The following is a 16943-nucleotide window of genomic DNA, read 5'->3' on the forward strand; positions in this document are numbered from 1 at the left end:
ATCAATGTTCTGCGCGACAGTGTTGGTCGCGCGGGTGGTTTACCCGAAACAGTCGTCGCAGACGGAGCCGCGACGGTCACAGTCCCTGCTCTCAGATCGACGGCCAGTTCGTTCGCGCTCTGGTAACGGTCGTCCGCGTTTTTAGCGAGCAGTTTTCGAAGCACCGACAGGAGATTATCGGGAACATCCTCCGACAGTGTCGGCTCCTGATTCATGATCGCGAACGTGATCGCCGCTTCATAGTCTCCCTGAAACGGGCGGAACCCCGTGAGCAACTCATGAAAGACGATACCGAGCGACCATAGATCAGATCGCTTGTCGACGGGTTCTCCGCGGATCTGCTCCGGACTCATGTAGGCGGTCGTCCCGATCGTAGAGCCCGTCTGTGTCAGGGTGGCTTCACGCTCAAGTCGGGCGACACCAAAATCAAGAACCTTCGGGCGACCATCCGACGACATCATGATATTCGCCGGCTTGATGTCGCGATGGACGATTCCTTTGTCGTGTGCGGCACCCAGACCATCAGCGATCTGTGCAACGACGGCGACAGCCTCTTCGGCGGGCACTGGGCCACGGGCGATCAGATCGGTAAGCGACTCCCCGTCAATGAACTCCATCGCAATGAAGAGCAGCGGCTCGCCGCTCGCGCCGGGGGCTTCATTGATTTCGAAGACCGTCGCGACATTCGGATGATGCAGTGCAGCGGCAGCCTTCGCCTCCCGATAAAAACGAGCCGTCTCTTCTTCCGACCCTAACGTGTTGGGCGGCAGAAACTTGATAGCGACCGTCCGATCGAGTTTGGTGTCCTCGGCTCGGTATACGATCCCCATGCCGCCCCGGCCCAGCTCGTCGACGATGCGATAGTGGGATATGGTGGTTCCGATCATTTCGATTGCAGATTCATCGCGGCGTCAACGCGCGTCCTGATATTGGACACAACCTTTAGATGACGGACCTCAGGTCGGGTCTCGGAACGACGAAGGATCAGCCACCTCCTGTTGCGATCGTCGTAGTCGTAAGAATACCCGGGGACGTTCGTGAACTTGCCGACGAACAGGGTGTCCGGAACCGAGAAGCGGGGCGTTCCACCGGCGTACTCAACATCGACACCCATAAGATAGTCTCCGACCCGGTAGAACAGTCTGGCGCCGTCCTTCGTCCAGCGCGGCTCCTCTCCGCCGGCGACTGACACCTGCCAGCGTTCGCCCGTGGGAGGAAACGGTTCAACATAGACCTGGTAGTCTCCGGTCTGGTCGGAGGTGTAGGCGACAAAGCGGCCGTCGGCAGAGATGTCAGTCAGCACCTCGGTGGCTGTCGGCTCTGCAGTGACCGGTTCGGTCGATGCGTTGCGTGCGAAATCCTGGATAACGATATCAGGAATCCCGTTGGGCCCGCTGACAACCGTTCCCACTCTATTGCCATCCGGGGTGACCCACGCCGGAGTGACAAGACCCGTAGCCAGCGTATCCACGGCTCCGATACCCTCTGCGGACCGCGTCATCATAAAGTCACCTGACTCTATGCGAGTGCTGAAGACAACCGCACGGCCGTCCGGAGTCCAACTGCTGAACGCCGTATTGCCCTCCGATGTCAGGCGTATTCGGCTCCCGCGTTGAAAGTCGTAGACCCACAGTGTCCGCAACGGACGCTCTAATACCGAGATTGCGATGCGGTCGGCAGATGGCGACAGGTTGAATTCGCCGTATATCTGCGCATCGAACTGCGGAATGGTCTCGATGCGACGGTCTTCGTACAGCCATGCAAGACGGTCCTCGCCCAGCCACGGCCCGGGGGCATAGACGAGCGTTCCCGAGTTGCTTACGGCGTACTGCGCGAACATCTCATGGAGTACGCCGCTCTGAATCTGAACAGGATCGCCAACCAATTCGAGACGTTTAGCGTCGAAATGTATCGCGAACAACTGGCCTTCGCGGAGCACCAGCAGTGTTTCGTCATCCAAAAGGGCTATGTTCGCGGTCTCTAAGCCGAGGTCGCGCGACTCTTCTGAATCCACATCAACAGCCACCAGTCCACGCGTAGCGACCAGAACCTGCCCACCCGAACCAACATGGGCGACTTGTCCCATTTCACCTATGACATCCACGGAGACAATCCGGCGGTTTGCCCCGTTCTGGTCTACCACCGCAAGTGCCTCGCCCTCGTTGGTTGAATACACGATGCGTCCGTCGTCACCCCACGAGCCGCCGTAGGGAAGGGCGGCCTCCGCGAGATCGACGACCGTTGCGCCGTCAGCGGACACCTTCTTCAGACGGGTACCCACGAAGAATCCGATCCACTGGCCGTCGGGTGAAAAGAAGGGACCGTACGCGCCCTGCGTTCCTTCCAGCCTGGTTGTCTCCCCTGATTCGAGCGACCGAAGATAGAGATCCGTCGTCCCGTTGCTGCCACCGGCGAACACTACGTTCTTGCCGCTGTCGTCTATCGAGAGCGCGACGCGGTCAAGCTGAAGAGGAGCCGTAAGCGACGCTTCCAGAACGACTCCATCCGGAAGCACAAGATCGGTCACGACGGAAGATGACATCGCAGGTGCAGCCGGTCTGAGCAGCCACATACCGAAAGCCCCGATCAACAGACCGACGACGCCGACGGCTGCCGCGGCCACACCGAAGCGGGACCTGGTTGAAGACTGTCTCTCTGCAACTGGCGCAGCAGCCGACGCCGAACCTGCGGCGATACCCGAGACCTGAACAGATCCAGTGGACGTTCGTGTCTGCTTGATGTCCAGATTTTCCAGATCGACAATCAGATCGGTTGTCGACTGGTAACGACGTCCAGGATCTTTGACGAGACACTTTGAAACGATCCGCTCCAGCTCCATCGGGACGCCGGTGCGAACGGCCGTCAGCGGCTCGGGCTCTGCATTCAGAATGCCGTAGATGGTTGCCTGCTCGTAGTCGCCGAGAAACGGCATCCGACCCGACACCATCTCGTACAGAATCACACCCAGCGACCACACGTCACTCCGGCGATCCACCTCCTCGCCCCGCGCCTGCTCCGGACTCATGTAGGCGACGGTCCCCAGCGTCGAGCCCATCTGCGTGAGCTTTGTCGAGGCGGCGGTCTTCGCGAGGCCAAAGTCGAGAATCTTCGGCACACCCGCCGACGTCAGCATGATGTTGCCGCTCTTCACGTCGCGGTGCACAATGTTCTTCTCGTGCGCGGCCTTCAGCCCATCCGCGACCTGTGTCGCAATGGAGATCGCATCCTGTAGCGGGAGCGGACCCTTCGCGATACGGTCCGCCAGCGACTCACCGTCGATGTACTCCATCGCGATGAACGGGCGCTTCCCTTCTCCCTCCACGTCACTTTCGTCGATCTCGTAAACGTGCGCGATGTTCGGATGATTGAGCGCCGCAGCCGACCGCGCCTCGCGGTAGAAGCGGGCGCGATCATCTTCCGAAGCCAGTGCATGCGGCGGCAGCAGCTTCAGCGCCACCGTCCGGTCGAGCTTCGTGTCCTCGGCCTTGTAGACAATGCCCATTCCGCCCTGGCCGAGTTGGCCGGTAACGCGGTAGTGCGATATGATGGTTCCGGGGTTCATAGGCGTGGCGCTGTGATGAACACAACCGCTACTGGTTCGGTGACATCTTTCGGACGTTCTCAAACCAGTTGATTACGACGTTCACGGGAGGCGCAGACCTGTCCACGCGTTCGTCATTCTCGTCCGACCCGAGGGTTGGGAGGCCGGTGAAGTACGCGCCGGCATTATCCTCCGTCAAGGTGTAAGACATCCGCGCTCGCTCGGTCCGGGCCACCTCCTCCGGATTTCCAAACCGAACCCGACTCCCGGAAGGGGCGACCTCGACACGCATAAGGGAAGACCCGTCGAGGAAATACAGAAACTTGCCGTCACGCGACCACTCGGGGGCCGAGCCCGGACCATCAGAGACGTCCCACTCTCCCCCCTCCGCGCTGACTGGTTTGGCAAACACATGGTCCCGATGCTCGTATGCGATGAAGCGCCCGTCCGGGGAGAATCGTCCCCGCGTGGCCTCGTTTTCGATGACCCGGAGCGTACCATCTTGACGGTCAAGAAGCGTCACAGCCGTGAACGAACCTCTCAAGGCCTCGCTCGCAGGTCCGTCAGGCCGGTTTGCAAAGCTGCTTGATTTCGTAAACGCCACGTAACGTCCGTCGGACGACCAGTCGGGATACTCAAGCCGGACCGAATCCGCATGCAATGTTCTCGGACTCCCGGTCCCATCCGAAGATCGCACGATGAGACGGCTCAAAACTCCAGCAGCGGACACTCTTCGATCTACGTACAGCAACGAGTCGCCGTCAGGTGACCATGTCGGCTCATCCCCGCTATCATCGAACGTCAGGCGATCCCGGAATCCGCTCTTGACATCAAGAACCCAGATGTCCTGGTCTGGAATGGACTGGGGTCCGGTCCCGCCCAGATCGCTGATCTCGACAGCGAGCTGGCTGCCGTCCGGCGAGAGGCGCAGATCCCAGTAGTTCTGCACCTCGAACGGCAGCGACGTGGCGGTACCTCCGAAGTCGAGCCTGTTTATGACCGAATTCAAACCGCCGAGGACGTTGCGGGCCGTGGCCTCGAGCGACACGAGCGTCCCGCCGGAGGACACTGCGAAGGTCCGCGGGTCGACGGAGGATTCTAGGCTCGCAGGCACACCGACGATCTCTAATTTCGAAAGATCAAACGGAACCGCCATGAGTTCTCCCTCGAGTTCGAAGATCAGGTGCCCCGTCGGGATCCATCGCGGCGCATACCCGCCGAGCTCAAGGACTCCGATTCGCTCCAGCGAATCCAGATCCCACATTCCGATGCCTGTGGATCCTCCGGCGTACTCTATCGTCGCGATCATCGTCTTCCCGTCGGGCAGGACGAATGGCCAGTCGTGATCAAGCTCCCCTTCTTGCAGCGTGGTGACCTGCGTCGGCGACCCGCCCACAAGTGGCTTGATCCAGAGTGTTCCGAAGTCCTCGTAGATGAGTCTCTCATCCGGAGCCCACGCCGTATAGGGGCCTGGCTCGGTTGTCGCTTCGACTACCGTAATCGGCTTCCCGCCGAACAGAGAGACTCGTTTCACGCCAGAGACCATGGTCATCATGATCCAGCTGCCGTCGGGAGAGACGCGCAGCACGAGGGCGTCCTCCGTACCATCGAGTGTCCTGACGGAGCCATCATCCAGATCGAGCACGCGGATGGGGTCGCCTGTTCGTCCGACATATACGACTGAAGCCCCGTCGGGAGTAACGTCGAGTGCCGTCAATCGCTCGTCTTCCGGACTTGGGAGCGTCAGTCGCTTAACGGATCTCTCAACTTCGGCGGAATCTCCCCTGAGCAACCAGACTCCCGCCGCTCCGACCAGTAGTCCCACCAGCAGAGCGAGCCCGGCAATTACAGCCCTCGGACGACTTCGTCCGACAACAACCGCTGCCTCAGCCGCCTGGGCATCAGTACCGCTCGACGTGACTGGCCGAGCTGCTGCGGTGGTTGTTGATAGTCTTGATGTCTGCACGCTCGATCCCAGATCGATCGCCTTCATGTCCGCAGGCAACTCGTCGACATGCTGGTACCGCAGGTCAGGATCCTTCGCCAGCATCTTCGCCATGATCCCGTCCAGCGCCATCGGCACGCCGGCCCGTAACGTCGTCAACGACTCCGGGTCCTCATTCAATATCCCGTACACGACGGCCTGCTCGTAGTCCCCTTTGAATGGCAGTCGACCTGTGATCAATTCGTAGAGGATGACACCTAAGGAGAAGATGTCGCTGCGGCGATCCACCTCCTCGCCCTTTGCCTGCTCCGGACTCATGTACGCGACCGTCCCAAGCGTCGAGCCCATCTGCGTCAGCTTCGTCGACGCCGTTGTCTTTGCCAGACCGAAGTCGAGAATCTTCACCACGCCCTTCTTGGTGAGCATGATGTTGCCGCTCTTGATGTCGCGATGAACAACCTGGGCCTCATGCGCGACCTTCAGCCCTTCGGCAATCTGCGACGCGTAGGAGATGGCATCCTCCAGCGGAAGGGGTCCTTTCGCGACGAGATCCTCCAGCGACTCGCCGTCGATGTACTCCATCGCGATGAAGGGGCGGGACTCGCCCTCGGCCTCCGCTTCATCTATTTCATAGACATGCGCGATGTTCGGATGATTGAGCGCCGCGGCAGCCCGAGCCTCGCGATAAAACCGCGCCCGGTCATCTTCCGAAATCAGTGCATGCGGCGGCAGCAGCTTAAGCGCCACCGTCCGGTCGAGCTTCGTGTCCTCCGCCTTGTAGACGATACCCATGCCGCCCCGGCCGAGCTGGCCGACCACGCGGTAGTGAGAGATGGTTGTTCCGGGCTTCATTCGTCTACTCTCCTGAAATCCTTTCTTCAAGTTCCGTCTTCCAGTTCACGATCATTTTCAGTTCGGACGGCTCGAGTCGTGTAAGCGTAATGATCCCGTCTCCGTTCGGATCAAAATCCCAGTTACCGCGCACCCAGCGACCACGCAATTCGTCGACCTCCATGACGGATTCGGGATTCGAAAATCTCAAATCTCCGTCCAATAGCGTCGAACGCATGAGTCGGCCGTCGGAGACGAAGTACAGGTAGCGGCCGTCCGAGGACCAGACAATCTTGCCGCCCGTCTCCCCCGTGCGGGACACTTTCACCCGGTTTCGACCACCGCTGAACGGCACCGCATACACCTCCATGCGTCCGGACTCGTCTGATGTGTACGCAACGACGCGGCCGTCAGGAGACAGGGTCGCCCACAGATATTCGGAAGGGCCCTGCACAAACGGATATGCGGGTCTCGAGTCATCAAGCGGCAGGATCCAGAAGTCCAAGCCGTCGGAGGTTCGCGTGTCCCTCAGAAATGTCAGCAGTTTCCCGTCGTTGGACGCGCTCACCGCTATGTCATCGAACTCGGATGCGAGCAGGAGATCCGGTCCGGACCCCTCGCCCGGCCTGGTCATATAGATATCGACGCGACCCGAGCGATCGGACGAAAAATAGAGGACCTTGCCGTCTGAAGACCATACCGGACTGTTCTGATTCCCCTCTCCGAGCGCCAGCATCTGCACGTCTCGCGTGGCGACGTCGAGCAATCCGAGTTCCGTCGATCCACGGGAATCCGACAGCACGAGAGCGACGTGAGTCCCCGCAGGAGACGGAGTGAAATAATCGATGCCCAGTCCTCGATCCGAGAGGTATTCGAGGTTGCCTTCCAGGTCGACGCGTATCAAGCGGCGATCGAGCGTTTTCCCGCCCGACAGGTAGACAATAGATCCTGTGCCCGACACGGTGTACTGGGACGTGCCCCAGGATTCCCGACCGGCAACATCGTCGAGAATCAGGCGTGGTCTGCCCAGCGTGTAATTCGAAAGATCAACCTTGACAGCGAAGAGCGAATTCCCCTCCGCGTACAGGAGCACGTCGGGTTCCACAAATTGCGGATACATTCCTTCCGTGGACACGGTGTACCTGTCCCCCGTTTCCGTGTCGATGAGGGCTAGCTGCTGACTCTCGCCCAGGATCACGCAGGCAACGGTCTTCCCATCCGGTAACATGACACCCCGGACGTGTCCGGTTTCGCCGAGGGACGAATCCGGTGTAGTGAGTGCGACCGGCTCACCCCCGAGGATCGACACCCTGTACAGTCCGTCAGATACGCTCGGCGAATAGACCACGTAGTCAGCGTGCGTCCAGGAAACACCCGGTGGAGTAGCGACAGCATCTCCGAGGGTCTTCGGGCTTCCACCCCTGATCGAGACCAGCTTGATTCCGTCGAAGGAACCGAACGCGACCGACTCGCCATCCTGCGACAGGGCGGGATCTGATACGGAACCCAGTTCGACGTGGTCGAGCTGTCGCGGTGGATCGGACGACGTGAGGTCGACCATATAGAGCGTTTCCAAGCCCGAGTCCAGAGAACCAATGTACACAAGCCGGGTGCCGTCTTGTGACAGAGACATCTGCCGGGATCCGGGCTCATAGTTCAGCCACCCGGCTTCGTCGCTCGCGGCAATGGTCACATGGAGAGGGGTGACGGCCGACCGCGGGCTGGTCATCCGAAACACCAGCCATCCGATGGCCACGCCGGAGAGCAGCAGGAGTACTCCCGCAGCCACGGAGTGAAGGTGAGACGGCTTCGTAGTCGTCGCCACAACAGATGGCCCAGATGGCCCCGCCGTCACTGACGACCGTGGGGCGACCGAGATTCGAGAAGCCGCAGGCGTCTCCATCGCCAGCAGGTCGGAGGCGAGATCATCCACATGCTGATATCGGAGCTTTCGCTCTTTCGAAAGACACTTGTTGACGATACGCTCCAACTCCATCGGGACGCCCGTACGCAGGGACGTCAGGGGTTCGGGGTCCTGATTCAGGATACCGTACACGACGGCCTGCTCATAGTCGCCGGCAAACGGCATGCGGCCCGTCACCATCTCGTAGATGATGGCTCCCAGTGACCAGATGTCGCTGCGTCGATCGACCTCCTCCCCCTTCGCCTGCTCCGGACTCATGTAGGCCACCGTTCCGAGCGTACTGCCCATCTGAGTCAGCTTGGTCGAAGCGGTGGTTTTGGCGAGACCGAAGTCCAGAATCTTTGGGATGCCAGCTGACGTCAGCATTACGTTGCCGGCCTTCATGTCCCGGTGCACGATCTCCTTGTCGTGCGCGGCCTTCAGGCCGTCGGCCAGGGCTGAGGCGATCGTGATAACATCGGCAAGTGGTAGCGGTCCTTTCTCGATGCGTTCGGCCAGCGACTCGCCGTCGATGTACTCCATCGCGATGAAGGGGCGGTGTTCTGGGTCCGGCGGAGGCTCTGCTGTGCCCGGCGAGGTCCCCGCCTTCGCGGGGACGACGAAGGATTCGTCGATCTCATACACATGCGCAATATTCGGATGATTGAGCGCCGCGGCCGCCCGGGCCTCGCGATAAAACCGCGCCCGATCATCTTCCGAAATCAGTGCATGCGGGGGCAGCAGCTTGAGCGCTACCGTGCGGTCGAGCTTCGTGTCCTCCGCCTTGTAGACGATGCCCATGCCGCCGCGGCCTAGCTGGCCCACGACGCGGTAGTGAGAAATGGTGGTTCCGGGCTTCATCCTTCGCTCCTCGGCGCGATGCGTTTGAGTTCTTCCGGCCAGTTGAGGACCATCCGCAATCTTCCGAGCGCATTCGCGGCGGACTCGTTTGCGCGGCCCATGATAAGCACGTCACCTTCCGGACCGAGGGCAAAATCCATCCCGGATGAGAACCCGGCAATGCCCGTCGGTCGGCCCAGCCTCCTGAAGGAAGGCTCAAGCTCCACCGGGACCCTGAGAAGCTCGTTCAAGCTTTCAAAGTAGATGTACTCCCCATCGGCCGACCACAGTGGATCATAGAACGGACCAGACCCCTCGGAGATTTCCCAGAAGGCGTCTCCATCGACCTGGTGGACGAAGATCTGGATCTCGCCGGAACGGTCATCCTCGTATACGATGTAGCGACCGTCCGGAGAAAAGTGTGCATCCCCCTGATAACCCTCGCCGCCTGCCACCTCGGCGGAGGTTGAATCCGCGAGATTCATCACCCATACGTTGCGTCCCTCTCCGTCAACGCCTGTATCGTAGGCCATCAGCCGACCGTCCGTAGATAGACTCGGTCGCCGCGCGCCGTCCGACAGCACGACTTCTTCCGTGCCCGACCCATCGGCCGCCTTCCGAAAGATGGTGTGTCTGTCGCCTCGAGAGCCACAATAGTACACGTGGCGGCCGTCGGCCGACCATACGGGCTGGTGGCTGTCACCCGCAAAGCTCAGCCGTAGCGGAGTGCCCGTCTCCAGATCATAAACGTATACGTCTTCCTGTTCGCCGGACTCGTTATCGAGGCCGATCGCGAGGGATCTCCCGTCGGGCGAAATCATCGGGTTATCGAACTCGCCTGGATCAATCGGAAGCGCCGCGTTGTTCTCATCGTCTGGACGCAGCCAGGTCAGCCGCATTCCAGATGAGGCCGATGACTCGTCACTATAGACGAAGCTGCCATCGCTCCCGACCGTGTACGTCCAGAATCCCCTCTCCCCGATCTGTACGGGCACAGCCTGTCCCGTCGTCCGACGCGTGCCGATGTCGAACGGCTGCACGACAACCTGCCCGAAGGGGCCGCCTCCACGATTGTAAACCACGTAGCCTGCTGGCACGTAGCGCGGATACCATGCTTCATTCAACGGAACCGAGTACTCACCCTTCTCGAGGTCAATAACGGCTGCATCGTCGGCTCCATCGATGCCAATCGTGGCGAATGCGAGTCCTGTACCCATTATTGCACGCGGCAAGAACAGCGCTCTGTGACCCAGAGACGAGTCTGGTTCCACGACGACGGTTTCTTCACCTCCGTCAGCCGACGCTCTCCAGATCTTGCCTTCCCTGCCGAACAGGATTGAGGAGTTCGACTCCCATGTTGCCGGCCGCCTCCCATCGATGATCTTGATGGGGTCGCCGTCGGGAACGAGCACCTTGTACGTACCGGAGTTGAGCGAGTAAAGCAGCCACCGTCCGTCCGGTGAGAAGCTGATGGCGAACGCACTATTCGAGCCGGGTATGCGCGACACGTCGCCCGTAGGCATGTGATACAGAAAAACCCCGGGTTCTCCCGTCGTCGTATCGCGACCCGACAATGCGACGAATTCACCCGATGGGGATAAAGCCGGCCACTCCGTGCCCACGATCGTCTCCACCGGAATTACGACGCGGCGAACGATCGGGTCGGGTTCGGGACTCGTTCGACCGAGGAGGAATCCGGCAATGGATCCAACGATAAGTACACCGGCGATCGCAGTGAGGGCGGCGGGGTGACGATACCACGGCTTCGCCTTTGAGGTCTCGGCTAAGCCAGCGGCCTCTACTGCAATACGGGGCGTGTCGTCCAGAGCCCCCGGCACTATCGCAGACCTGCTCCCCGTGGAAATCCGCGTCGTCTGCGAAGCACTGACGTCGATTCGCTTCAGATCCGACGGCAGCTCGTCGACATTCTGGTAGCGAAGATCCGGGTCCTTTGCGAGCAACTTGCCTATGATCCCGTCCAGCGCCATCGGTACCCCGGCCCGCAGCGTCGTCATCGACTCGGGGTCCTCATTCAGGATCCCGTACACCACCGCCTGTTCGTAGTCGCCACGAAAGGGAAGTTGCCCTGTGATCATCTCGTACAGAATCACGCCCAGCGACCAGATGTCGCTCCGGCGGTCCACCTCCTCGCCCTTCGCCTGCTCCGGACTCATGTAGGCGACCGTCCCAAGTGTCGAACCCATCTGTGTCAGCTTCGTCGACGCGGTCGTCTTTGCCAAGCCGAAGTCGAGCACCTTCACGACTCCATCCTTCGTCAGCATGATGTTGCCGCTCTTGACGTCGCGATGCACGACGTCCTTCTTGTGAGCAGCTTTGAGACCTTCCGCCATCTGTGTCGCTATCGAGACGACATCTTTCAACGGCAGGGGACCTCTGGCAACACGATCAGCGAGTGTCTCGCCGTCGATGAACTCCATGGCGATGAAGGGGCGGCGTTCTGCGTCGGGCGGAGGTTCTGCTGTGCCTGGCGAGGTCCCCGCCTTCGCGGGGACGACAAAGGATTCGTCGATCTCGTAGACGTGCGCGATGTTCGGATGATTTAGCGCCGCCGCCGACCGCGCCTCGCGATAGAACCGCGCCTTGTCGTCCTCGGACACGAGCGCGTGCGGAGGCAAGAGTTTCAGCGCCACCGTCCGGTCGAGCTTGGTATCCTCAGCCTTGTAGACGATGCCCATACCGCCTCGCCCGATCTCGCCGGTGATTCGGTAGTGTGATATGGTCGTTCCTGGTGTCATGCGTCAATACTCAAGATTTGAAATCGGGCGGACACAGCCATGGCCCTGGCCTCTGCTCGGTGTCTATTCGAAACTGGCGAGTGTTGGCCTGGTCACGGGTTCCTGGGTGCGATACGCTCGGCCTCGTCCGCGAGGTTGAGGACAACCCAGATCTTCGAGCCCGCGTCCTGGCTGGCTCCTTCCGGCATGGTTACGAGCAAGCTTCCGTCCGAAGCAATATCAAAATGCAGGTGAAGCCCTGTATTGAATACGCGCTCTACGGACCCGAGAAGGCTGAAGACAGGTTCGGTCGTAACCGCCACCCTGTAGACTTCCTGATTGTTTCGCAAGAAGTAAATCCACGCGCCATCCGGCGACCATATGGGCTCCACCCCTTCACTCGTGATCTCGACCTCGCCCTGTCCTTCGATCGACGAGACAAGGACGGATTGGCCCGCCCTGTAGACAACGTACCGATCGTCCGGTGAAGGGTCCGGAGCAAATACGTTCTCTTCAGCCTCCGTCAGGCGTTCGGCGTTGGCAAGATCCAGGGGGACGGTTCCTCCGAGGGCAATGCGGTGCAACTCCGACCCCAGCTCTCCGACATTGTGCGTGAAAAGTAACTGCAAGCCATCGGAGGTAACGGCCGGATGGAACACTCCGCCACCAGAGTCCGAAGTATTGGCGAGCACCAGCTCAGCCGGTTCCGCGGCATCTGCACGCCGGCGCATGATGACCCCTTTCGAAGCTTGATCGGGAATGCTCCGGTAGTACACGTACCGATCATCGGGCGACCAGTCGGCATACTGATTGTTTCCACCGCGCGTCAACCGCGTCTGCACGCCGGAATCGAGGTTCAAAATGTAGATATCCTCTCCGTCCGGATTTTCGGGGTTGGCTTCGATGGCGACCAGGTTGCGACCACGTGCTGCCGCGAAGTCGTCGGAGTTCTGGGGAGTGCCCGAGATGATGACAGGGTTTCCGTCGTCCCCGACTCGAAACAGGGGTTCGGACTCGTAGGAGGCGTCCGTCTGCTCCCGGTATACCAGGTGGCCGGTCGGCGACAACCCGTAGCCCCACGGGTTGAAGCGAGCAACGGGAACGGCAGGTCCCTGTAGCTCCCCCGTCTTTCGATCGATCGGTGCAAGTGCCACAGGTTGGCTTGTCGACCCGGACGGAAGCGCAAGAGCGTAGCCGTTGTCGAGAATCTGCAAGAAGGTGTACTGTGGAGAAACCGGCTCATACCCTGGTGCATGGTCCGCCAGTCGGAAGGTGCCCAGCGACTGAGTGGCTGACGACCAGTGCGAAAAAAACACGGTTGTCCCGTCTGCTGTGGGGAGCGGAATTCCGAACCAGTTCACCGTTGAGTCTTTCTGCGTATGAACAATCACGTCTCCCGACTCCCCCGCCGAGGCGAGCTCGCTCGCAGCGTCGGTGAAATAGAATCGCCCGTCTCGTCCGTAGGCGCCCCATTGCCACGGAGATTCAACGCCCGGGATCTCCGTGAATGCTCCTCCAGATCGAAGAGCGCGCTGGTAGCGTCGTCGATTGCCGTCAAAGAAGACCAGCCAGCGGCCATCCGGAGAAACGTGTATATCCCGTGCATCCTCCGTCCCGGGCACTGCGCTGGATTCACCCGTGGTCAGGACGTATCGACGAATGTGTAAGGGGTCGTTACCCGTTTGTGCGAGATAATACAACTCGCTGCCGTCCGGGCTCCACTGGGGCATCAGTTGTTCGATGGCGTGAGGGAGATCGATCTGGAATCGCATGAGCGCCCCCACTTGCTCTGCATCACTCGAGAACATGCGGTCGGCTACCAGGCCTATAGCCGCACCAAACACCAGCGCGGCCACCCCGATCAGCACGGGATTCGCATACCACGCTTTCTTGCGCTCGGGCGCCGGAGCCGTTGCAATCACGTTTGTTACGGCGGTTGCCGGTGCTGCCGCAATCACCGACCGGCTTCCCGTAGATATCCGCGAACGCGTGATTGCTGACCCGAGATCGATTGCCTTGAGGTCTGCAGGCAACTCGTCCACGTTCTGATAACGCAGGTCCGGGTCCTTTGAAAGCATCTTGCCGATGACACCGTCGAGCGCCATGGGCACGCCGGCCCGCAGATTCGTCATCGAGTCCGGATCCTCGTTGAGGATGCCGTACACCACCGCCTGCTCGTAGTCGCCGCGAAACGGCAGCACGCCGGTGATCATCTCATAGAGAATCACGCCAAGCGACCAGATGTCGCTCCGCCGGTCTACCTCCTCTCCGCGCGCCTGCTCCGGACTCATGTACGCCACCGTACCCAGCGTACTCCCCATCTGCGTGAGCTTCGTCGAGGCCGCCGTCTTTGCGAGTCCAAAGTCAAGAATCTTGATCGTACCGTCCGACGTCAACATCATGTTGCCGCTCTTGACGTCGCGGTGCACGACGTCCTTGCGGTGGGCCGCCTTCAATCCCTCTGCCATCTGGGACGCGTAGGAGATCGCATCTTTCAACGGGATGGGCCCTTTCACAATCCGATCCGCAATGGTCTCGCCGTCGATGTACTCCATCGCAATGAACGGACGCACGTCGCCCGGGGTCACCTCAGCCTCGTCGATCTCATAGACATGCGCGATGTTCGGGTGATTGAGCGCCGCCGCCGACCGTGCCTCGCGGTAGAATCGCGCCTTGTCGTCCTCGGAAACCAGTGCGTGCGGCGGCAATAACTTCAGCGCCACCGTCCGGTCGAGCTTGGTGTCCTCGGCCTTGTAGACGACACCCATGCCGCCCCGGCCGAGCTCGCCTGTGACGCGATAATGCGATATAGTCGTTCCTGGTGTCATCGTTCGAAAAGTTTGTCGAGGTAGGCGGTGAAGGATTCTATAAAGATGAAGCGCGTGTTACGACCGAAGTCCAGATCCGACTGAGGGTGCACGACTACCATCTCGCCGGTGGCCGCATTTACATCGAGCCGGACGTTGACACCGGGATACGTGTACAGCAGTAACGGACTACCCTGTTTCCTGAACACACCGGTGATGTCGACCGGTAACCGAAAGACGCGGCCCCGATTTCGGAACATCAGTGCCGAGCCGTCGACCGCCCAAACGGGGTCGTCCGCGTAGGTCTCCGTCACCTTCTCGTAGAATAGCGACGGATCCGGGAATGACCGTACGAAAAGTCGCTGACCACCGGATACGAAATTGCTTGTCTGGTTGTCGGCCGTGAACGCTATGTAGCGGGAATCCGGTGAGATTTTCGGGTCACCCTGCCGCGAGAAGGTCGAGTCGATCAGCGTGATCTCTTGCGTCTCCAGGTTGAGCGCCTTCAGGACAGGTCCGGACGCGAACGCCAGCCATTTTCCGTCACGAGAGGCGTGCGCATAATCCCCGTCCTCGACGACCAGTTCTTCCGGTCCCGTTCCGTCCGCATTCTTCGAGTATATGTTAGAGTCCTGCGCCGGTCCTGCCGAGTAGTAGATCTTGCCGTTCGGCGACCACGTCGGAGCCCGACTGATCTCGTGCTGATACGTCAACCGTTGCTCGACGCCCGACGAGGGATCGAAAACCGCAATGTAGATCGATTGTCCGGTGGCACCGACGTGGCGTTCGACGGCGAGCTTTCTGCCGTCCGGCGAGAAGGAGACTCGGTCGTAGTTCGCCAGCTCCATCTGCATGTCACGGGATTCGCGCGTTGCGGTGTTCAGGAGCGAGAACACTTCTTCCTCGTCGAATCCGCCCTCCACCTGGTGTAGAAAGGAGTCGTCGTGTCCAACGGCCCAGGAGCGATTCAGCATCTGTGAACCGATTACGTCGGCCGGCGAGCCTACGAGTGTCTTGTTCGACGCATCATAGCGCTGCGCCACTACCTGACCGAGTCGGTTTCCGATGTGATATAGGACGACCTCGTCCCTGATAGGCCGCGCACAGCATGCGTTCCGGGCGAGGATCGTGTAGCTGTCGTCACCAAGGTCGTAGGAAACGATATTGGCATCGCCTCCACGGAGATCGACGGTGAGAAGGATCTGTTGAGTCCCCGGAACGTGGTTGAGAAGATCCGCGCGGTTGATGGTGCTGTCGAATCGCGCGAGATCGATCTCGCGGGACTCTCGTGACTCCAACTCGTGCAGGATGATCTGCTGACTGTTCCTCGTAATGGCGACTGTGTTGCCGTCGACCCAGGTGAATCCGGCGCCGGGCTCGCTCAGCGGTACCGGGCGACCGTCCGGCACCAGAATGCTGACAATCTCGGCACCGTTGCCGGCCAGGAGCCAGCGGCTGTCGGGCGAGAACCGCGGAGACGCATAGCCCTCCGACTCCGGGGGCGTGTAGTACGTCCCGTCGTGGAGATCCACGATCGTGATCCCGGTGAAGCCGACCGTGTCGGCCGTCTCGAAGGCCCAGTACCGGCCATCGGGCGAGATATCCGGGTCCTGTGCGATCATCCGCTCGATGGCGACGTCGAGTCTGCGGATCGGGGGCGACTCGACCTCGGGGTTCTTCAACAACCAGCCTCCTACTGCTCCCGCCAGGAGAGTGAAGACCGCGACAGCCGGAAGAATCCAGCCTGGCCTCCTCGAGGTCTTGGTGGGTGCCACATCCGAAACCGTCGCCGGCCCCTGGACGGCTGAGTCCGTGGCTACATCGACCGTTGATCTGCTCGTCGAAATCCTCGATGTCTGAATCGACGATCCCAGATCGATGGCCTTCAGATCGGCGGGCAGCTCATCGACGTGCTGGTACCGCAGATCCGGATCCTTGGCCAGCATCTTCGCGATAATTCCGTCGAGCGCCATCGGCACCCCGGCACGCAGCGTCGTCAGGGATTCCGGGTCTTCGTTCAGAATCCCGTACACGATCGCTTGCTCGTAGTCCCCTTTGAACGGCAGCCGGCCCGTGATCATCTCGTACAGAATCACGCCCAGCGAGAAGATGTCGCTTCGCCGGTCAACTTCTTCTCCCTTCGCCTGCTCCGGACTCATGTACGCCACCGTGCCCAGCGTCGAGCCCATCTGCGTAAGCTTCGTCGATGCCGCTGTCTTCGCCAGACCAAAGTCGAGTATCTTCGCGACTCCCTTCTTGGTGAGCATGATGTTGCCGCTCTTGATGTCGCGGTGCACCACGTGCGCTTCGTGCGCCACCTTGAGTCCTTCGGCGATCTGCG

The 16943-nt window shown here is 60.5% G+C and carries 7 protein-coding genes; all 7 read right to left on the bottom strand.

All coding sequences use genetic code 11. From position 1 onward, the window contains the following. Nucleotides 1-887: serine/threonine protein kinase (locus HKN37_02405; protein ID NNE45493.1), on the bottom strand; the 887-nt coding region annotated here is incomplete at its 3' end. Continuing rightward, a complete protein-coding gene (locus HKN37_02410) occupies nucleotides 884-3562 on the bottom strand; it encodes a serine/threonine-protein kinase (GenBank protein NNE45494.1) in 2679 nt (892 codons plus the stop codon). The genes HKN37_02405 and HKN37_02410, both read right to left, overlap by 4 nt. A 28-nt stretch (nucleotides 3563-3590) precedes the next feature. Beyond that, nucleotides 3591-6338 (bottom strand): serine/threonine-protein kinase, encoded by a 2748-nt coding sequence (locus HKN37_02415; GenBank protein NNE45495.1) that lies wholly within the window; start codon nucleotides 6336-6338, stop codon nucleotides 3591-3593. Between the two features lie 4 nt (nucleotides 6339-6342). Further along, nucleotides 6343-9081, bottom strand: coding sequence for a serine/threonine-protein kinase (locus HKN37_02420; GenBank protein NNE45496.1), 2739 nt, complete (start codon nucleotides 9079-9081; stop codon nucleotides 6343-6345). Next, nucleotides 9078-11816: a protein kinase gene (locus tag HKN37_02425; protein NNE45497.1), complete on the bottom strand. Its 2739-nt coding sequence runs from the start codon at nucleotides 11814-11816 to the stop codon at nucleotides 9078-9080. The genes HKN37_02420 and HKN37_02425 overlap by 4 nt, the downstream gene beginning before the upstream one ends. 92 nt (nucleotides 11817-11908) lie before the next feature. Next, nucleotides 11909-14623 (bottom strand): protein kinase, encoded by a 2715-nt coding sequence (locus HKN37_02430; GenBank protein NNE45498.1) that lies wholly within the window; start codon nucleotides 14621-14623, stop codon nucleotides 11909-11911. Beyond that, nucleotides 14620-16943, bottom strand: a 2324-nt coding sequence (locus HKN37_02435; GenBank protein NNE45499.1) for a serine/threonine-protein kinase, incomplete at its 5' end; no start/stop codon positions are given. The genes HKN37_02430 and HKN37_02435, both read right to left, overlap by 4 nt.

The organism is Rhodothermales bacterium (assembly GCA_013002345.1).
Classification (GTDB): Bacteria; Bacteroidota; Rhodothermia; order Rhodothermales; family JABDKH01; genus JABDKH01.